Origin of the sequence: Flavobacterium algoritolerans (assembly GCF_030010385.1) — a bacterium.
In the GTDB taxonomy this organism is placed as follows: Bacteria; Bacteroidota; Bacteroidia; order Flavobacteriales; family Flavobacteriaceae; genus Flavobacterium; species Flavobacterium algoritolerans.
The window spans coordinates 976976-996514 of record NZ_JASCRZ010000001.1; the positions used below are offsets into that span (position 1 = coordinate 976976).

17 protein-coding genes are annotated in these 19539 nt (G+C 33.4%); 4 read left to right on the forward strand and 13 right to left on the reverse strand.

The genetic code is table 11. The annotated features are described in order from the left end of the window. Position 1 precedes the first annotated feature (1 nt). From porW to QLS65_RS04290, 6 genes are all read right to left on the reverse strand, one after another. Positions 2–2629: a type IX secretion system periplasmic lipoprotein PorW/SprE gene (porW, locus tag QLS65_RS04265; protein ID WP_345959162.1), complete on the reverse strand. Its 2628-nt coding sequence runs from the start codon at positions 2627–2629 to the stop codon at positions 2–4. A gap of 287 nt (positions 2630–2916) precedes the next feature. Beyond that, positions 2917–3612, reverse strand: coding sequence for an ABC transporter ATP-binding protein (locus tag QLS65_RS04270; protein ID WP_099713984.1), 696 nt, complete (start codon positions 3610–3612; stop codon positions 2917–2919). A 48-nt stretch (positions 3613–3660) separates the two neighbouring features. Next, positions 3661–5130 carry a DUF5687 family protein gene (locus QLS65_RS04275; RefSeq protein WP_282715419.1) on the reverse strand — a complete coding sequence of 490 codons (1470 nt, stop codon included), beginning with the start codon at positions 5128–5130 and terminating at the stop codon, positions 3661–3663. 47 nt (positions 5131–5177) lie between these two features. Next, positions 5178–5885 carry a hypothetical protein gene (locus QLS65_RS04280; protein ID WP_282715420.1) on the reverse strand — a complete coding sequence of 236 codons (708 nt, stop codon included), beginning with the start codon at positions 5883–5885 and terminating at the stop codon, positions 5178–5180. A 46-nt stretch (positions 5886–5931) separates the two neighbouring features. Beyond that, on the reverse strand, positions 5932–6576 hold the full coding sequence (locus QLS65_RS04285; RefSeq protein WP_282715421.1) for a hypothetical protein: 645 nt from the start codon (positions 6574–6576) through the stop codon (positions 5932–5934). Between the two features lie 10 nt (positions 6577–6586). Further along, positions 6587–6928 carry a PadR family transcriptional regulator gene (locus tag QLS65_RS04290; protein ID WP_282715422.1) on the reverse strand — a complete coding sequence of 114 codons (342 nt, stop codon included), beginning with the start codon at positions 6926–6928 and terminating at the stop codon, positions 6587–6589. Positions 6929–7081: 153 nt separating this feature from the next. On the opposite strand from QLS65_RS04290, the gene QLS65_RS04295 reads away from it, so the two are divergent. Then, positions 7082–8134 carry a ferredoxin--NADP reductase gene (locus QLS65_RS04295; protein ID WP_099713982.1) on the forward strand — a complete coding sequence of 351 codons (1053 nt, stop codon included), beginning with the start codon at positions 7082–7084 and terminating at the stop codon, positions 8132–8134. Between the two features lie 249 nt (positions 8135–8383). Here the strand turns inward: QLS65_RS04295 and QLS65_RS04300 are convergent, their stop codons facing one another. The 4 genes from QLS65_RS04300 to QLS65_RS04315 form a co-directional block, all read right to left on the reverse strand. Beyond that, on the reverse strand, positions 8384–9145 hold the full coding sequence (locus QLS65_RS04300) for a GLPGLI family protein (RefSeq protein ID WP_282715424.1): 762 nt from the start codon (positions 9143–9145) through the stop codon (positions 8384–8386). A gap of 169 nt (positions 9146–9314) precedes the next feature. Beyond that, positions 9315–12095, reverse strand: a complete 2781-nt coding sequence (locus QLS65_RS04305; RefSeq protein ID WP_282715426.1) for an outer membrane beta-barrel family protein — start codon at positions 12093–12095, stop codon at positions 9315–9317. A gap of 246 nt (positions 12096–12341) precedes the next feature. Next, positions 12342–13340, reverse strand: coding sequence for a glycosyltransferase family 9 protein (locus tag QLS65_RS04310; protein WP_282715428.1), 999 nt, complete (start codon positions 13338–13340; stop codon positions 12342–12344). A gap of 48 nt (positions 13341–13388) precedes the next feature. Further along, on the reverse strand, positions 13389–13994 hold the full coding sequence (locus QLS65_RS04315; protein ID WP_282715430.1) for a DUF4254 domain-containing protein: 606 nt from the start codon (positions 13992–13994) through the stop codon (positions 13389–13391). Positions 13995–14081: 87 nt separating this feature from the next. Here QLS65_RS04315 and upp point away from each other — a divergent pair, with 87 nt between their 5' ends. Next, the gene (upp, locus tag QLS65_RS04320; RefSeq protein WP_282715432.1) at positions 14082–14735 is read left to right on the forward strand and encodes a uracil phosphoribosyltransferase; all 654 of its coding nucleotides are present in this window, start codon (positions 14082–14084) and stop codon (positions 14733–14735) included. Here upp and QLS65_RS04325 read toward each other — a convergent pair. Then, positions 14730–15659, reverse strand: coding sequence for a DUF6427 family protein (locus tag QLS65_RS04325; protein WP_282715434.1), 930 nt, complete (start codon positions 15657–15659; stop codon positions 14730–14732). The two genes, upp and QLS65_RS04325, sit on opposite strands and share 6 nt — an antisense overlap. Before the next feature lie 143 nt (positions 15660–15802). On the opposite strand from QLS65_RS04325, the gene QLS65_RS04330 reads away from it, so the two are divergent. Beyond that, positions 15803–16033 (forward strand): DUF6341 family protein, encoded by a 231-nt coding sequence (locus QLS65_RS04330; protein ID WP_099713975.1) that lies wholly within the window; start codon positions 15803–15805, stop codon positions 16031–16033. A 31-nt stretch (positions 16034–16064) separates the two neighbouring features. On the opposite strand, the gene purD is transcribed toward QLS65_RS04330, so the two are convergent. Next, positions 16065–17339 (reverse strand): phosphoribosylamine--glycine ligase, encoded by a 1275-nt coding sequence (gene purD, locus QLS65_RS04335; protein ID WP_121343122.1) that lies wholly within the window; start codon positions 17337–17339, stop codon positions 16065–16067. 132 nt (positions 17340–17471) lie between these two features. Between purD and QLS65_RS04340 the strand changes: the two genes are divergently transcribed. Beyond that, positions 17472–18782 (forward strand): phenylacetate--CoA ligase family protein, encoded by a 1311-nt coding sequence (locus QLS65_RS04340; protein WP_282715438.1) that lies wholly within the window; start codon positions 17472–17474, stop codon positions 18780–18782. On the opposite strand, the gene QLS65_RS04345 is transcribed toward QLS65_RS04340, so the two are convergent. Continuing rightward, positions 18766–19539, reverse strand: coding sequence for a glycosyltransferase family 2 protein (locus QLS65_RS04345; protein ID WP_282715440.1), 774 nt, complete (start codon positions 19537–19539; stop codon positions 18766–18768). The genes QLS65_RS04340 and QLS65_RS04345 overlap by 17 nt on opposite strands.

Below are 19539 nucleotides of genomic sequence, written 5' to 3' on the forward strand. Positions count from 1 at the left end.
TTTATGGGTTTTTTGGTGCTAAATAAGTGTCCATATTTTTCTTGATTTGAATCACTTTGTAGTTCTCACCCGAAACCACAATAGCAGGATCGACCAATTTATATTTTACATTATCCTTCAATACAAATACAATGTCTTTAGCATAAAGTTCTGATTTTATTCCGTGAATGGTGATGAAATTTTCTTTTTCAGTATAAATATCATAAGAATAATATAGTTTCTGAGGGCTTTCTGCAGCAACTAATATTTTGATTTTTTCCTCTATTGCTTTTGTATTTTTATCCTCTCGTGAACCTACTCGATATAAAATTTTCCAATTATTTGAATCCGTTGTACTCAACTCCATTTTCTCTAAAAACGGAATCTGACTCGTCAAGATTTCTTGTGCATTTTTGCCTTCTTCACTGTTCGGATAATTATCAGCCACTACTTGCAATGCATTTTTGTAAGCTGTTACTCCTTTTAGTTTTCCAATGGCATTTGCTTTAAGCAGTTCGAATTTTGATACAATTTCATCTCCCGAAAACTGATTAATCAAAGCGTCTGAGTTCTCTAAAACCGAAACAAATTGTTCTTGTTGGTATAATTTATACCATTTAGTATAGGCACTTTCCGGTGTCTCATTTACTGAAGCCACACTGGAGCTTGTGTTGTTCATAATTTGTGCATAACGAGAATCCGGATATTGAGCCGATATTCTTTTTCTCATCGCTTCCGCTTTACTTGCATCCGTAATTTGATATAGTTTATACAAATTATACATCGATGGCAGCACCAGTTTTTCCTCTGGATTATTGTTTAATAATTGTTCCAGTTTAGCGATGGCCAAATTATTTTCTTTGAATTTTTCTTTATAAATAATTCCTAATTGGTAATACGCAAAATTACGTTCTTTACCTATGCTGTCTATCTCCGTTTGTGCTATGGGAAGTTGTTTCAAATAAAAATCCGTGGTGTATTGCTCCACGATTTTCTCTGCTGTTGAAACCTCTTCAACAGTTTCTTTATCATCATTCAACGGATCAGCTGAAGTTGAATTTACAGCGCTGGATGAGATTCTCCAATTGCCATTCAGGGTTCTGTCACCCCACGTTTTTTTAAATTCTATTTTTCCAAAAGCTACGGTTGTAGGATTATAAAAATAGAAAATACTACCTGCTTGTTGTGAGGAAACATTTGGAATAGCCGGCGGCATCAACGCCGATTTTTTGGCCGGTTTTCCCGGTTCCTGACTAGAAGCCGGATCAATAGAACTGGTTGTACTATTCCTTTCTATGTTTTCTTGTTTTTCTTTTCGTTTTTCTTCTAAAACTCTTTTGACTTCATCCTCTTCTTTTAATTTAACGATGTACTTTTCAAAATAAGCTATTTTACCGCTCTCATTTAATGAAACAACATTTAAAATACTGTCATTTCTTTTGGCAAGAGCCTCATACAAAATCACTTCATCCAGATTAGTTCTAATTTTTTTAATTTTATTATGCTCTCTGGTTTTGTCATTGAGTTTTACCAATGTACTGTCATAATATTTTGCAGCGGCAGGATATTCTGCATTTCTAAAATACATATTTCCTAAATTTCGGTAATTTGAAGCTACTAAATAGGAATCTTTTGAATCTGTTCTTAAGGATAAGTTGTAAAAATCTAATGCTTTCTTCTGGTCGTTTTTTTGATCATAAAACACCGCCATATGATGAAAAATTAAATCTTTATACGGTCTATTTTCTCTGTCTTTTGCCAGCTTATCAAATGTTTTTGTAAAGGAATTGAAATCCCCGTTTTGATAATCAAACAATTCTGCTTTTTTAGCATGCGCCTGAATGACAAATTTCCTGTCTGCTTTTCGGTTCATGTCAATCACTGATTGATACGAAGCTACAGCACTGTCCTTGTATCCTAATTGCTGATACAATTGTCCCAAAACAAAACGATATCGTGCTCTTTCCTGATTTACTTTGGTAAACTCTATGGCTAGTTTTAGTTTAGCAACTGCGCTGTCTTTTTCTTCTAAGTTCAAAAAAGACTCTGATAAAAGCGCATTTGCATCCGCAAAAACTTGTTTTTTTACTTCGTGATCTTCTAATAATTTACTTATGTTTTTTATTACCAAAGCGTCATTTCCTAAACGCATATTTGTTTTTTCACGCCAAATTTTAGCCTCATAAATCTTGCTGCTGTTGGGATATTTGTACAAAATATAATTGAATGCATCAAGTGCGGGAACGAATCGTTGGTCGTAATAACGGGATTTGCCAAGCATAAGATACGCTTCGTCAATTTGAGTGTTTTTCTCTCTTCCGCCAATGTTCATGGAATGTTTCTGGATGGCTTTGGTCGCTTTGGCTTCAGCCAATTCAAAATTTGTGTTTTTAGGTTTTGTTGTGGAAGTGAAGTCTTCTACAATTTGCATTTTTTCTATTGGCAGACGTTTCCAGAAATCGTCATCGCTGTTGGATTTTATTTCCTTGACTCCTTTGTCCAAACCTACTTGACCGTTGTATAAAATATTATATTTTGTACTTAAGGCGTGGGAATTTCTGGCCATAAAAGTATCTCTCTTAGTAGAACAAGCTACTAAAAAACCGAAGAATAAGAAGAAAAATAACTGTTTAAATCTATTGACTTTCAATGGAAAACGTTTTTATCAATTAACTTTTAAATATGCTTTTTAGTATACTGACTGGTAAAAATACGTTTCTTTTTGATATCGTGAAAATTATCAGGGTTTATTTGAGTCTGTTGTGCGCGTGAGGGATGTAACGGAAATCCTTTTTTATTCTTTTTTTTCAAGAATAAAAAGATTGAGAGTGAAAGCCCGACCCGGATTTTTTTTCCGGGTCACGCCCAAATTAAACTCTTATTGGCATTTGAAAGACTAAAAATAAACCGCGAATTAGCGGTTGAGTTATATTCTGTTTAAACCGCAAAAAACGCTTCTAGTTCCTTTAATGTTTCCTCAGAAGTTTGAATATCTTTGACCACTTCGCCTTTATGCAAAGCGACAATCCTGTCACTCACCTCAACGGTGTGCAACAAATCGTGGCTGGAAACCAGCACGGTAACATCCGGATTATCAGCTAAATCCTTGATAATTTTCTTTAATCGAAATTGTGTCGTTGGATCTAAATTAGCAAACGGTTCGTCCAGAATAATAACTTCCGGATTCCCGATTAATGTGGCGATGATACCCACTTTTTTTTGATTTCCTTTGGATAAATCGCGTAAATATTTTTTGTTTTTAAGGATTTCGCCGTTGAAAAATTCTTCGTGTGTGGCCAATAAAGCATCGACATCGGCTTTATTTTGTCCGCGTAAATCGCCTATGAAATAAAAATATTCTTCGGGCGTTAAGTAGCCAATCAAGAAGCTTTCGTCCAGAAAGGAAGCCGTGAATGGTTTCCAGTTTTCGCTGGTGTTTACTTGTACCTCGTTGTTGACAATATTCCCTGTTGAAGGCTGGATTAAATCTAATAAAAGGCTGAAAAAAGTGGTTTTTCCGGCTCCGTTATTCCCCACTAATCCAAAGCTTTCGCCTTTTTTTATTTCTAAAGTATCTATTTTTAATACGGTTGTTCCGTTGTATGTTTTCGAAAGGTTGTTTACTTGTATCATTTTTGAAAAAGTTTATTCGGTTATTTGTTGATTTCGTTAATCGCTTGATTATCCTTTTTGTTTGTATGCAGCAATGGTTGCGTATTTCTCTGATTTGTAAATTTTCTCAATCAAGGAGAAAACTTTGTTTTTTAATGCAAATCCGATCACTCCCATCGACGCTACTAATGCTAATCCTACATTGGGATTGCCTAATTTAGCACCTAACCAATACATTAAAACGGGCAATCCTAATTGCGGCAGTGAAATTAGCATGGTTTTTACGTTGAATGCTTTTTTATCTCCAAAAGCGCCTTTACCGGAACTCAAATCGATTGGCGTTTTGGTATACGCGCCACCCAACAAAACCAAATGGGAATTGACTCCAATATTATAAATCGCACCTACAACAATGGTTAAATACACCTGCCATCCAAAATAGAGGTAGAAAGAAGCTATTGTTGTGGTCACTATTGTAGCTATTACCATCAACCACCATTTAGAGCTCAAATAGCCTTTGTAAGGAATATTTTGCGTCATCATTAAGGGATAATAGGCGCTGTCCCAGCTCGGTACAAATTGTCCGAAAGTGATTAAGAATCCTCCCGAAACGAAAATCCCTGCAAAAATGTGCATTACAGGATTGTTGTACACTTCAATTGCATTGGTAAAGAAAAGAAAACCATAAAAAAGGAACATTATGCTCAGTCCTACAGTGGTTTTTGAACGCTTGTTTCTTTTGATTAATTTAATGTCATTTTTCAAGAAAGTTCCAATGGTTCCAAATTGGTTCAACCAAGTCAACTCCTCCGTTTTGGCCTCATCGTGCTTGTTTGACAATCCCGCATCCAGGTATAAATTCTTTTTGAAATACTGGAATGTGATATAATATATAGCGATTAAAGCCAAAACCGGAATGGCAAAAGCGCAATACGTATTGAAAATAGCATCAAAAAATGGCGCGGTATAATCCGTCACATTAAAGAATCCATAATAGTGTAATCCTCCTAAAACGGCTGCTATTGTTAAGAAAATAGCAAATAAATTGTCTTTATTACTCAGTAGAATGTTTAGAAAATTATTGATAAAGATCAAAGAAGACAGCGCGGCATACCAAAGCACCACTGACACTGGATCATAACCTTCAATAATCAAAACAACACTGAACGGAATCAAGAAAAAACCATGCACCAAATTGAAGAAGGACAAAACGGTTTTTCCTAAAGAGAAATGAACAATTGTGGATTTTTTTATTGGGAAAATCAACATCGGACGAATGTTCATCACGGGGATTTTTTGCAACAGCAGTCGGATGATTAAATCCATCAATACATAATAAATCATGAATTTGTTTACCGTTACAATTGGGTCTAAATTCATTTTCTTCAGAATATAAAATGCCCCGACTCCTAATGCTAAGAAAATTAAAATGAAATAAGCGGCCACGAAACCCATCAGGATTTTTAAAGCCAAATTAGTTGCGAAGGAAGCCGATCTAAAAAATGCTTTCCATTCGAGATAAAGAAATTTTTGAATCATAGTTTGGTTATTTTGGTTTTATAGTATGTAGTCAAAATAAGAAAACGTTACAAATTTTCTAATTTATATTCTGGGTAGGTTTGTTTTAAATAGGCTTCAGCCTTGGAAGGGATGACTCTGAATAAAATATAATTTAAAATTCCAAAAAGCACTATCATAAAACTTACGGAGAAAATCCAATAATCATTTAATAAATATCTTTCTGCACGACTGCTTATTTGAATAAAAAAATAAAACGGAACCGTAAAAGCTCCTGAGGAAACGCCATATTGGTTGATAATTTCTTCAAACAACCATTTCTTTTTATTGGTCTCTTTTTTTATCTTTTTGATTTTCTTATTCTTGTAAAATTCATGAAAAATAAATCCAAAATAAATAATACAAATACCTATTAAAATATAATCGTTGTAAATACTTGTTTTCAGAATATTAAAAAGTAAAAGGGTCATTACTATCGTTAATAAAATTTTCGGCACTTTAAAAAACGTTTTAAAATGTTGAAACACTAACCGATTGTATTTTTTCTCTAGAGCAGTTTGCCGACTTTCTACCACATCCATAAATCCAAAAACGCCAAACTTCCTAAATTCTTTATGTAGAACTTCGTCAAAAGTAAGCTTGGGATTTTGTTTCCATTCGGTCTCTATGGCGTTTGCCAAATGATCGACTAATTCAGTTTGTAGATCGTAATATTCCACATAATGCTGACGGGTAAAAAGGTAGAGTTGGTCTATTTGTTGAGGGGTTAGTTTCATAAGAAAAGATTATACAAATTTTAACTTTTTTACTATTTTATGGTGTTCAAAAGCCATCGTTAATTGAAAAAATAGAATAAGTAAAGGGAAAACCTAATAAAAAGCAATTGATACAATTATGCCAAAAGGAATTATTGATATCAAAATTTTTTAATGGATTACTAATCATGTTAAACTGAAAAATAAATAAAAATAGTAACCAACCTCTGTAAAGAAACAACCGCCCGTAAGTTGTTTTTATTTTGGAATTCCATATTAAAAACATACTTATAGATGTGGCTAAAACCAATAGTAAACATGCTCCTCTCATTCCTAAACTAAGAATATTAAACGTCTGTTCCAACTGAATATTTGAAACAATAAGAGCTAAAACAAAACCAAAAACAAGAGCTGACAATAATATAATGACAGTCTGTCTTTTAGAATACGAAATCAGTTTATCCACTACAACTCTTGGTGCTTGAAAAAACACTCCTAACCAAGCACTACTTGAAGAAATTACTAATGAACTTTTCCATTTTTCAAAAACTGATTTGTAAACAAGTTCAAATGAAATTTCTTCATTACTCATTTTCTCCTCAATTTCTGAAGCAATGTGGTCTAATAATTCTAATTTGACATCTTGATAAACAAGACCGTTTAAAATTAAGGTTTCTTCAATTTGAGCTATTTGTTCTATGGTTAATTTCATCTTCAAAAAATTAAAATTCTAATTTTGGACTTGGGCTCACTAAACTCTGCATGTTTCGAATAAAATCTTCTAGTTCTGTGAGTCGGTTTACGGTTTCTTTCTGCCCGCTTTCCGTGAGTTTGTAATATTTACGCATCCTATTATCCACTTTTTCAATCTCGACATCCAGCAAACCTTCGGCTTCCAGTTTATGCAAAGCCGGATATAAAGCGCCTTCGGTAATGTTGAGTTCGCCTTGGGTAATCGCCTTTACTTTCTGCGTGATTTCATACCCGTACATCTTGCCGTTTTCTTCCAGCAATTTCATGATAATCGTATTCAGGCTTCCTTTGTATAGTTGTGAGTTTTTCATGATTCAATCGGTGCAAGTTTTGTGGTATTTCTTACTTTAAAAATCAAATATACATAAGAATCTTATACATAGCAATTTTAGGTATACAAATTTTCAATACTTTTGATTTTTAGAAACCTAATGTGTTTCCTATCTTTGTAAAAAAAAAATCACATGCCATCTTTTTTAAAACTAATAATAAAAGAAGTAAAACGCGAAACCAAAGACGCTGTTTCCATACTTTTTAACGTACCTGAGGAATTAAAAGCAAATTATACTTTTGTTGCAGGTCAATATATCAATTTAAGATTAACCTTAGACGGCGAGGAAATTCGTCGCGCGTATTCTATTTGCTCGGCGCCTGACAGCGGAGAATTGCGTATTGCAGTGAAAGCAGTGAAAAACGGTGCTTTCTCTCAATTTGCTAACACAAAACTCAAAGCTGGAGATGTTCTTGAAGTAGGAAAACCGGAAGGAAAATTTACTTTCGAACCACAAGTTGGCCGACAAAAAAACTACGTCGCTTTTGTAGCCGGAAGCGGAATTACACCAGTACTTTCCATCTTGAAATCAATATTAAAAAATGAACCTAAAAGTTCTTTTGTATTGGTTTACGGTAACAAATCTCCCGAAGAAACCATCTTTCATCAAGAATTACACGATTTGCAATTGCAATATGTGGGTCGCCTTTTTGTACATTATGTTTTCAGTCAAGCCAAAGCAGAAAATGCTTTATTTGGGCGAATTGAAAAATCGACTGTGAATTTTGTCTTGAATAACAAACACAAGGAATTAGAGTTTGATAAGTTCTATTTATGTGGACCGGAAGAAATGATCAATACTGTTTCTGGTGTTTTGAAAGAGCATAATATTAAAGAATCGGCTATAAAATTTGAATTGTTTTCTTCTTCTACCAAAGAAAACAAAATAGAAAAATCATTAGAAGGACATTCTAAAATCACTATAATGGTAGATGACGAGGAAACGACTTTCGAAATGTCACAAAAACAAACTGTTCTTGATGCTGCTTTAAAACAGGGCATTGATGCTCCTTATTCTTGCCAAGGCGGAATCTGTAGCAGCTGTCTGGCTCGCGTTACCTCCGGAACTGCCGAAATGACTAAAAACTCTATTCTTACCGATAAAGAAATAGCCGATGGTTTGATTCTTACCTGTCAAGCGCATCCAACATCAGAAACTATTTATGTAGATTATGATGACGTTTAGAAAACTGTTTCATTTTTGATAGCGGTGTTCAATTAAAAAAAAGAGTTTGCACATTGCAAACTCTTTTTTTTAACTAAATGTTGTAAAAACATCTTGTGATATATAATTTAAGACTTAATTTTTCTAAATTCCTTAATGGTTCAAAACACTTTAAATTTTTTTAACAATCGCTTCAACAGCAATCCTTCTCATCACATCATGATTACTGATGAGTTGTAGTACCAAATTTAAAATCAACTTATTAACCCATTATAGAAAAGCATTCCACAAGAAAATATTTTTTTGTCTTTTGTTTTCTTCTTTATCCTCGCCATATTTAAACCAATCCTTTGTTTTTTCTTCTATCATCGATTTTAGTCCTATTAAATCATAGGTTTTTTTGGCTGTGATTGGTTTTATGTCAGATGGGTTACTGATTTTTAAATCTATTTTGGTCGCTATAAACGAAGTGTATAATCTTGGTATTGAAAGCCCCAAAATCATACCCGGTAAACCATTTATTGAACATGGACCGCCAGAAATGGTGATGTCGTCCGTGTAAAAAGCAAACACATATACGTCATCCATTATTTTTCCAACGGCTTTTCGGCAATTATAACCTGCTATTTCTCTATGCTCATTGGTGATTTTCCATTGTATATTTGGTATGCTGTCATCTATTACAAAATTAGTTCCTACTATTTGCTTTTGCATATTCATTTTTCTTGCCGTAAAATCAGAATACCAGATATTTTCTTCATCTGCATCTTTTTCGTGTTTTGGTATTCTTGTTTTTGGACTCCATCTGTCAAATTTGTAGATGCTTTTGTTATCCGCAAAAGTATAGGTGAAATAGGATATTTTTAGGTCGGACAGGTTCTCTTTCATCATCTCATCCCAGCTATCATTGCTCATCGTTTTTTTGAGATTCGTATTTACTTCATATTCAATTACAGCTTCATCTATAAATTGCTGTGCTTTTGATGTAATTGTAAAAAGTAGTGCTGCTATAAAAAAAAGTATTGATTTCATATGTTGATATTTATTGTTTTTTATCAGTCATATGTAATTCGCATATCATCATTGGTGTTCTCGACCCAATTACAGTCATGCTCATTTCATATATAGATAATTAGATTTTTTGAATGCTCATTATTGCAATTCCTTGAACTTCGTTTAGGACAGTTGCTAATTTATTTCTTTACTGTTTCTCCTTTTCTCCTTTGTTTTTAAAATTCCAGGTAAAGCCTATCATAGCATATCTTTTTAGCCTGTCGTTTCGTTCCTCACCTATTATATTTTCATAAACATATCTATTGATGCCTACATTTTGATTGAGAATATCCCGTACTAAAATATAAGCCGTAAACTCATCATTTTTGAAGGTGCGTTGCAACCTTGCATTCCACAATTGATTGGTAAGATTGGTTTGGAAATCGGTCGTTTTTTGACGAGAATTTAAATTGTAGTCTGTGGACAATTTCCATTTTTCTCTAAAATAAACCCCTATATTCAGGTCCAAATTATTAGTGTTAAATGATTTTACTTCATCATTTTGAGAAGTACTGTTTCTGTTATTTGAAAATCTATTACTTAAACTAAATTCGTATTTCTTATCTTTTGATTTATTTAAATAAATTGAAAATCCTGAATTTAAAGTACTGGAATTATTGATTTTGCTATTAATACTAAGTACGGATTTGTTATAGCTAACAGATGGATTAAGATTAACCTGTAAATCTATTTTTTTTACCTTAAATCCATATCCAAAATAAAAATTACCAGAAAAATTACCGTTTGTGTTTATAGGCGTGGTAATCGTTTTAGCACTTTCCGGATCTATATCTTTATTGTAAGAAATTAAATTGGAAGTCGTTCTAAAAAAAATATTTTGGTAAAAATGCGATTCTGTCAAAATACTATAACTATTGTGTGATATGCTTATACTATTGGTAAAGGATTGCTTTAAATCCGGATTCCCTAAAGTTTGATTAAAAAAATCTTGATTGTTTCTCAAAGGCTGTAATTGATCTATAGTAGGCTGTTTGGTAGCGCCTTGATAATTGAAACGTAAATTACTGTTGCTTTTGTACTTGTAGGAGAAATTTGCAGTTGGGAAAAAGTTGGTATAGCTGCGCTTGTATTCTTTGTTTAAGGTTTGATCTTGCAAATCAAACGAAGTAAAACCAAAGCCACTTCCTAAGCTATAATTTATTTTTTTGGCATTATAACTCAATTTTATATTGGGCTTGTTCGTTGTTATTGTCTGTTTGAACTGGTTTGATAGAGAATCTACAATCACATCATACTTGCCTGTAACATCTGAATAATCATAGGTTAAATAATTGCTTTCGCCAGTGTTATGAGTAATTTGATAGGCAAATTGCAATGCAAATTTCTTACCAATAGGCTCTGTATAATTAACGTTTACAGCAAGATTTTGATTTGTTTTTTCTCCTATTTTGTTTTGGTCCACATCATCTCTGGAGGAAAAAACACCTCCTTCATAACTTTCGTTGGAAGACTTTAAAAAATTATTTGCATCCGTATTCAACGTGTTCCAACTACCGTTTGCGGAAAATGTACGACGGGCTTTGGTAAATTTATGTTTGAACAAAACACTGGCAAACAATGATTCCTTATCCGATTTTGTAATGAATGTTTTTTCCTGTTTGTTTTTTAACAATCCGTCACCTCCTGTGGTACTTCCGTTTGTAAATTCATCGCTTTCCGTATCATAAAAATTGGTTTTGGCTGTAAATTTTATCGAGTTAACAGAATCTAATTTTACGTCGTAAGTAGCATTCAATTTAAAATTACTTCTGTTTACATTGCTTACCGTGGATGTCGTATTGTTTAACTGGGTATCTCCCACTTGTGTTTGGGTAATCCTGCTATTATTGTTGGTGTAAATTTGCTTATTATATTTTGGCGATAGATTCAATGTTTGCTTATCATTCCACTTGTTGCTGTATTGCAATCCTGCGTTAGTGTTTTTGATAAAACCATTTTGAGTGTCAACATACGGTTCTTCATCAGTATTGCCTCCCGTCCATTCATAACTTACATTTCCATCGTCGTCCATGTTCATGCTTATATCATCCCGTGCTCCAAATTTTTCGCTGTCTTGCCAATCAAGTCCATCCTGACCCGTATTCCCATTTAATAAAAAAGCGGATAGTTTTCTTTTGCCTTTAAAAGAGCTAAACATAAGATTGCTATTGTATCTGGAATCCATATTTGCTAATGGTCCGTTTGCAGCATCTACTTTACCAAAATAGCCTTTCTTTTTATCCTCCTTTAATTTTAGGTTAATTGTTTTTTTTGTGTCACCATCATCAATTCCTGTAAACTCGGCTTGATCACTTTTCTTATTAAAAACTTGTACTTCTTTTACCGCATCTGCTCGTAAGTTTTTTACCGCCATGCCAGGGTCGTCACCAAAAAATTCTTCGCCATCTACCAATACTTTTTCTACCGTTTCGCCCATGGCTTTTATGGTCCCATTTTTGTCTACTTGTATTCCTGGCAGTTTTTTTAGTAATTCTTCTACATTGGCATTGGCATCTACTTTAAAATCACTTGCCCTATAACTGGTCGTATCTCCTTTAATTTTAATAGAACCCGTCTTTATAATTACTTCTCTAAGCGCATTAATTTTGCTTATCAATGCAATTGTCCCCATTTTTTTTTCGCCTTCTTCAACAGTTATGGCATCTACATAATCAGCATATTGGCTATGAGCTGTCATCAATATATAATTTCCTGCTTTTACATTTTTGAGATTAAAGTTTCCCTCTTTATCCGATCGGGTAAACTTATATAAAATAGAGTCTTTGGGGGTTAATAAAGCAACAACCGAATTGTAAATGGGGGTTTTTTCGCTGCCTTCCTTTAAAACACCCGAAAGGTTTGCTTTTTGAGAAAACGCCGATAAAGAGAATAAGAACAAAATTGCAGTTGTTACAGTAATTTTTAGCATAAATAGTTTCTATTTTTATTGTATTAGCATTTCAGGATTTCTAAAAGCAACTTGATTAAAAAAGCGCCTCTTTTTCCTAATTGAAACTTGATTTGTAAGGTCTAACTCACAGCAAGCCAAAGTAGTATTTTTAATACTAATAATTTAAAACCTATTTGTTAAATAATTTATAAAATTATTCCTTCAAATAAATAGCTAAAAAACAATAAACCTAACTATGAATTTGATTAAACTCACTTGTTGACACTAATTTAAAACCTTTATAATAGAGTCAACAGTAATCGTTCGCATGACATCTTCATATCCTTCTACTTTTTTATTTCCATAAACTGAAGTGGGTAGTTTTTGAAACTGATTCCTATCCGAAACCAACGCATTTTCTAAAGGTTGATTAAAGGGAGAAAATCCCGCATACGGATGCGTCGCGCCCCAAAGTGAAATGACTTTAACGCCAAGCATGGCTGCTATATGGGCATTTCCAGAATCCATGGAAAGCATTACATCAAGATTACTGATGAGTTGCAATTCCTGTTGGAATTTAATTTTGCCCGCCATATTGATGACGTTTTCTTTATTAGCAGAAAACGAATCCAGGATTTCGATTTCCTTTTTTCCCCCGCCAAAAAGTAAAATTTTATAGTCTAAATTTTTCGATAATTGATTGATGACTTCCTGCATCAAATCCAGCGGATATACTTTAGAATCGTATTGTGCAAAAGGAGCTATTCCTATCAGTTTTTTATTTTTTTCTCCAATTACCGCTAGAATTTCCGGACTCAAAACTGCTTTTTTAGGAAAAACAGCCTGCGATAAATCAACCGTAAAACCGAGTTGTTCAAAAACTTTTACGTGTCTTTCAAACATTGTTGGCAGTTGCTTAAAAACTTTATTTTCGGGTTGCGTCAATGCTTTTTTTTCTGCTCTTCCCTTATCAACCGAAGCTGTTTTTTTTCCGCTTAAAGCAAAAAGGTTTCGAATGATTTTAGAGCGCAACACGTTGTGTAAATCGGCAAAAGCATCAATATTTAAACCTTTTAAATCTTGGAACAAACGCAACAATCCAAGAAATCCTTTGTGTCGTTCTTTTTCATCGAAAGCAAAAAAAGTAATATTAGGAATCCCTTCAAAAAAAGGTTTGAAAAAAGGTCTGGAAATCATCGTGATTTTAATTTCCGGATGCTGGTTTACAAAAGTTCGTAAAACAGGAACCGTCATGGCGACATCTCCCATTGCGGAAAGTCTCATGACGGCTATATGCTTTATTTTATTTGACAATTTTGAGGTTGTCAGAAATTACTTCTTGTTTTGATACAAAATAGGATTCAAATCATCATCGTTGTACATTTTCATTTGCTTGTACACTTTCATGAATTTATCTCCATTTTCAATGTCTGTCAATAAATCATCGATAGCCAAAGACAAATCTGTTCTTTGTTCCAATAAAATATTCAACTTCGCTTGACATTTATCTCTATGATCTTGTGAAGCTTCGGCACGAGTAGCTTCTTCTTGCATGTGATAAATTTTCAATGCCAAAATAGACAATCTGTCAAAAGCCCAAGCCGGACTTTCTGAGTTGATTTTTGCATTTTCTTTTACTTTTACATGACTGTATTTTTGAAGAAAATAACTGTCTATATATTCCACCATATCAGTGCGTTCTTGATTAGAAGCATCGATTCTTCTTTTCAAAGTCAAAGCAGCAACAGGATCAATGTTTGGATCACGAATAATATCCTCAAAATGCCATTGAACGGTATCAATCCAGTTTTTGTGATACAACAAATGCTCAAATTTATCTTTTGGAAAAGGGTTATTAATCGGTTGATCTACATTATCAAACTGATGATAATCTTTAATACTTTGTTCGAATACTGAATAAGCTAATTTTGAAAACATATCTTTATATTTTAAAGGACAAAGATACTTTTTTATACTTTTATAGATTATAAAAATATTTATAAGTTTAATAGCAAAAATAAAAACATGCAAATCCATTATTTATCAGAAGACAATAGCATCCTAAATCATTTTTTAGGACAAATACGAAATGTAAATGTTCACAATGACAGCATGCGTTTCCGAAGAAATATTGAACGAATTGGCGAAATAATGGCGTATGAATTAAGTAAAAAATTACACTACAAAAGTGTCGAAATCCAAACCCCATTAGGTATAAAAACAACAACTGAGATTAAGGATCAATTGGTTTTATGTTCCATTTTACGCGCTGGTTTACCCTTACATTTAGGGTTTCTGAATTATTTTGATAATGCCGAAAATGGTTTCATTTCCGCCTTTAGACACCATCCAAACAATGACGATTATTTTGATATTTTAGTGCAATACCAAGCTATTGCTGCTATAAATGAAAAAAACCTAGTATTAGTAGATCCCATGCTTGCAACAGGTCAATCTATTGTTGCCGTTTTCAATAAATTAATGGAAAGAGGGACGCCAAAAGAAATTCACATTGCTGTTGTGATTGCCGCGCCGGAAGGCATTGCTTATCTTGAAGAACATTTGCCGGAAAACTGTCATCTTTGGGTTGCTTCATTGGACGAAAAACTCAACGAGCACAGTTATATTGTACCAGGATTGGGAGATGCTGGAGATTTAGCGTACGGTGAAAAATTATAATTGGGAGAAAAAAGCAAAAAAACTGCAGGCAGTCAGCACATACATCACTAATTCCTGATTTAATTTTTCTTGAGGAATTTCAATATGGCTGGTTGCCATCATGGCCAAAGGCGCAAATGTAAACAGCAACAAATCATTACTTTTATTAGCCGAAATCAGAAAAATCACAACTCCGATGAAGAAAGAGGCGATGATTTTTTTGAAGGAAGTATGTAATAATTGTGGCCTATTTGATAATGTGGCAAACATAGAAACCAAGAAAAACAAAGCTACTGTGGCATAAATTGACAAAGCCCCGTTTTGATAATTATTTGTGAAATAGTCGATTTTAAAATTGATTTGTACACTTTTAATGATGTATTCAAGAACATCCAAATCGAAAACTGTTGCATAAATCATGAACAGAATTCCAACAATAAAAAAAGCGATAAAAGGCAATATCCAGTTTCTATAATCTCTGGAAACATGGAAAATTATGGATATAAAAACCAACACTATGAAAATTATACTCCAAAAATGAAATAGTGCCGCTAAAAAAACCCATAAAGAGGCATCAAATATTTTTTCTTTGGAAGCTTTCAGGGATTGCAATGAAATCAATCGGCGAAGCGCCAAAAGAATGAAAAAATTAGACAATATCAGGTTTAAATTATCTAATACTGAAGGAAAAAAAAGTAGAAACAAAAAGTAAAAAAAAACTGTGTAGCTGCTGTCTTTACTCAATCCGTTTTTCTTTACAACAAAATTCGTGATAAAAACAGATGCCAATAAAACACAAAACAACATTCCCTTTTTTGAAACTAATACAAAGGAATTCATCCAGGATAAATCTTGAAATTGGTATATAGAAAAGAAAACCAGCATTAAAATTACGACCAATGAAAAATTTAATGGTGTAGATTTTCTAAAAACACTTGTTATCATAAGGATATTTTATACTTTTGTGTTCGTAAATATAATACTTGTTTAAAAAGTAAACCCTGCAAGTTCAAAAAGATTCTTCTAAATAAGAACTTTTAATTCCCAGAGTTCCTCAAAAACAATTAATAAAATTAATTTTATACATTATGAAAGCATTTTTCGAAGGAATACAATACTTATTTGTAAATATTTTATTTGCTCCTCTAGACTTTTTACGCTCATTAGAGCTATCATCTTGGTTTGCTGCTAATACAATCAATTGGATTTTCATGATTATTTGTGCTTCGGCAATGGTATATTGGATCAAACAATTGAAAATTTTTGAAGACGCCGGAACAGAGAAGCAAGATACTACCGCTCACTCTTTCTTAAAATAAGAATTAAAAAAAAGTGAACGATAATTGGAAACTATTTTAAGTCGTTTCCAATATCTTTTCTAAAATACATCTTATCAAAATTTAGTTTATCTATGTTTTGGTAAGATTTTTTTATGGCCTCTTCGAAATTATTTCCATACGAAGTTACGGTTAAAACCCTTCCTCCGTTTGAGACTACGTTTCCGTTATCCAGTTTAGTTCCTGCGTGAAAAACAATCGAATCTTCAATGGTTTCTAATCCTGAAATTACTTTTCCTTTTTCAAAATCTTCAGGATATCCGCCAGAAACAACCATAATTGTAGTCGCACTTCTTTCGTCAACTTCCAGATTGATTTCGTCTAGTTTTTCATTGGCTACAGCCAAAAATAACTCCACTAAATCCGTTTTTAATCTCGGGATAACCACTTCGGTTTCAGGATCTCCCATTCTCACATTGTATTCAATTACGATTGGCTCGTTTTTCACATTAATCAATCCGATGAAAACAAATCCTTTGTACGGAATTCCGTCTTTCTGGAAACCATCAATAGTTGGTTTTACGATGCGTGTTTCGATTTTTTCCATCAAAACTGCGTCAACGTAAGGAACTGGAGAAACTGCTCCCATTCCGCCTGTATTTAACCCCGTGTCCCCTTCGCCAATACGTTTATAATCTTTGGCCGTTGGCAGGATTTTATAATTTTTTCCATCGGTAAGGACAAAACAGCTTAATTCTATTCCGTCAAGGAATTCTTCAATCACCACTTTAGAACTCGCGTCACCAAATTTTTGGTGTACTAACATGTTTCTTAATTCTTCTTTGGCTTCCGCCAAATCTTGAATAATCAAAACCCCTTTTCCAGCTGCTAATCCATCCGCTTTCAAAACATACGGCGGTTGCAATGTTTCCAGAAATTTACAGCCTTTTTCTACCGTTTCTGCAGTAAAACTATCGTAAGCGGCAGTTGGTATTTTATGTTTGATTAGAAATTCTTTGGCAAATTCTTTACTTCCTTCCAATTGCGCACCAATTTTTGAAGGACCGATAACCGGAATATGACTTAATGCAGCATCGTTTAGAAAGAAATCATAAATCCCTTTTACCAAAGGATCTTCTGGTCCTACCACAACCATTGCTACTTTTTCCTGAATAACAAACGTTTTTATAGCTTCAAAATCAGTTGGGCTAATAGCAACGTTAGTAGCTATTGAAGCCGTTCCAGCGTTTCCTGGCGCTACAAAAAGTGTGTCACAAAGCGGACTTTGAATCATTTTCCATGCAAAAGCATGCTCTCTTCCGCCCGAACCCAGTAGTAAAATTGTCATGTGTAGTTGTGTTTAGTTGTCGTGCAAAAATAATTGCTTTTGAACTTAAAAAATAATTAATTTTCAAAAAGTTGTTGGTTCTCCGTCATTAGTTGTTGGTAAATATTATTTTTGGTGAAATATACCTTTAAAATGTTTCGACTATTCGACTTATCGTTGCAGATAAATGGCTTCCAAATGAAGGAAGCTAAAGCCGAATTGCGGAAAATTGTGGCCTTTTCTGAAAAAGAACACGCCGTTTTCGTCGAAAATAAAAAATTGGAAATTGTCCATTTTCATTTGCAAAATAATCCTTTTTACAAAGATTTAACGGGAATGACAACTTTTACAAACTGGGAAGATTTACCTGTTTTAAATAAACAAAACTTACAAAAACCATTATTGGATAGGCTTTCGAAAGGTTATTTTCCTAAAAATAGCTACGTAAACAAAACGTCCGGATCGAGCGGAACTCCTTTTATTTTTGCCAAAGATAAATACTGTCATGCGTTGACTTGGGCTTCAAACATATATCGATTTGGTTGGTATGGAATTGATTTTAATACTTCCTATCAAGCGCGTTTTTATGGAATTCCAATGGATTTCATAGGCAATAAAAAAGAACGTTTTAAAGATTTATTGAGTCATCGATTTCGGTTCTCCATTTTTGATTTATCGGATGACGTTTTAGAAGGTTTTTTGAATCATTTTCGAACCAAAAAATTTGATTACATCAATGGTTATACAAGTTCGATTGTTTTGTTTGCTAAATTTTTACAAAAGAAAAATATCGTATTAACAACAATTTGTCCCTCTTTGAAAGTATGCATGGTCACTTCAGAAATGCTTTTTGAAGAAGACAAACTCCTTTTAGAAAAACAATTTGGCATTCCTGTTGTCAATGAATATGGTGCTTCGGAACTGGATTTGATTGCTTTTCAAAACCCTCAAGACGAATGGCAAGTCAATTCAGAAACCTTGTTTGTGGAGATTTTAGATGACAATAACCAGCCTGTTCCAAACGGCACAGCAGGTCGAATTGTGATTACTTCCTTGTTCAATAAAGCACATCCTTTTATTAGATATGACATTGGTGATATTGGAATTTTGGACGAAAAAAGCACCTTACAAAAACCGATTCTCAAAAAATTAATAGGCCGTACCAATGATGTTGCTATTTTACCCAGCGGGAAAAAATCACCCGGACTTACCTTTTATTATGTTACAAAAAGCATCATTGAAGATGACGGAAACGTAAAAGAATTTGTGATAAAACAAACCAAAATAGATACTTTTGAAATTGAATATGTGAGTGAAACCGAATTAAATTTGGCACAAATTAAAAAAATTGAAGAGGCAATAGCTTTGTATTTAGAACCTCATTTAATCTTTAGCTTTGCCCGAAAAAAATCTTTAGAAAGAAGCAACAGAGGCAAATTGAAGCAGTTTAAATCAATGATTTAACGTAGCGTGGTTTTATGATTAATTGCGTGAATAAAAATCCTGTCATACAAAGTATCGAAACAACTAAATTAAAGCGGTGAAACGTTCTGTAAACGGCAAAATTGTGTTTTAGCAACTCATATTTAGAAGCAGAAATTGAGTTTTCTCTGATTCTATAAAAAGCTAAACTTTCCGGAACAGGTTGTGCGGTTTTTATTTTTTTGAGAATAGTAAGCCAATGCACCCAATCCTGGCGTTTTCGAATAGGAGAAATAGGGATTTTCCCAAAGTAGTTTACCTCGTAGATTCCCGTTAAATTTCCAACATAATTGCAAAAAAACAACTGACGATAAGAAAGATTCCTCGGTGATTCTATTCTTCTATTGAGTGATTCTCCCGCTTCATTAATGCATTCGTAAAAGGAAAAAGTAAACGGTAAATTATGTTTTTTGAGAAAATCAATTTGTAGTTCTAACTTAAGCGGCTTCCACAAATCATCTGCGTCTAAAAAGGCTATATATTTCCCAGTTGCTTTCTCCAAAGCAGTATTTCTGGCAATTCCGGTTCCCGAGTTTACATCGAGTAGAAAAAGTTGAATTCTATTATCTTGACTGGAAATTTCTTTTATTATTGAAACCGTTTCATCGGAAGAGCAATCGTCTACGATAATCATTTCCCAGTTTTTGTAGGTTTGATTCTGTACGGACAAGATTGTTTTTGCAATAAATTTTTCACAATTAAAGGATGGCGTTATTATGGATACAAGGGATTTTTCCAT

Bases quoted from the DNA above. Each gene is read 5' to 3' on its own strand.
- QLS65_RS04270 (WP_099713984.1), bottom strand. From the start codon at position 3,612: ATGATACAAGTAAACAACCTTTCGAAAACATACAACGGAACAACCGTA.
- QLS65_RS04275 (WP_282715419.1), bottom strand. From the start codon at position 5,130: ATGATTCAAAAATTTCTTTATCTCGAATGGAAAGCATTTTTTAGATCG.
- QLS65_RS04280 (WP_282715420.1), bottom strand. From the start codon at position 5,885: ATGAAACTAACCCCTCAACAAATAGACCAACTCTACCTTTTTACCCGT.
- QLS65_RS04285 (WP_282715421.1), bottom strand. From the start codon at position 6,576: ATGAAATTAACCATAGAACAAATAGCTCAAATTGAAGAAACCTTAATT.
- QLS65_RS04290 (WP_282715422.1), bottom strand. From the start codon at position 6,928: ATGAAAAACTCACAACTATACAAAGGAAGCCTGAATACGATTATCATG.
- QLS65_RS04295 (WP_099713982.1), top strand. From the start codon at position 7,082: ATGCCATCTTTTTTAAAACTAATAATAAAAGAAGTAAAACGCGAAACC.
- QLS65_RS04300 (WP_282715424.1), bottom strand. From the start codon at position 9,145: ATGAAATCAATACTTTTTTTTATAGCAGCACTACTTTTTACAATTACA.
- QLS65_RS04305 (WP_282715426.1), bottom strand. From the start codon at position 12,095: ATGCTAAAAATTACTGTAACAACTGCAATTTTGTTCTTATTCTCTTTA.
- QLS65_RS04310 (WP_282715428.1), bottom strand. From the start codon at position 13,340: ATGAGACTTTCCGCAATGGGAGATGTCGCCATGACGGTTCCTGTTTTA.
- QLS65_RS04315 (WP_282715430.1), bottom strand. From the start codon at position 13,994: ATGTTTTCAAAATTAGCTTATTCAGTATTCGAACAAAGTATTAAAGAT.
- upp (WP_282715432.1), top strand. From the start codon at position 14,082: ATGCAAATCCATTATTTATCAGAAGACAATAGCATCCTAAATCATTTT.
- QLS65_RS04325 (WP_282715434.1), bottom strand. From the start codon at position 15,659: ATGATAACAAGTGTTTTTAGAAAATCTACACCATTAAATTTTTCATTG.
- QLS65_RS04330 (WP_099713975.1), top strand. From the start codon at position 15,803: ATGAAAGCATTTTTCGAAGGAATACAATACTTATTTGTAAATATTTTA.
- purD (WP_121343122.1), bottom strand. From the start codon at position 17,339: ATGACAATTTTACTACTGGGTTCGGGCGGAAGAGAGCATGCTTTTGCA.
- QLS65_RS04340 (WP_282715438.1), top strand. From the start codon at position 17,472: ATGTTTCGACTATTCGACTTATCGTTGCAGATAAATGGCTTCCAAATG.
- QLS65_RS04345 (WP_282715440.1), bottom strand. From the start codon at position 19,539: ATGGAAAAATCCCTTGTATCCATAATAACGCCATCCTTTAATTGTGAA.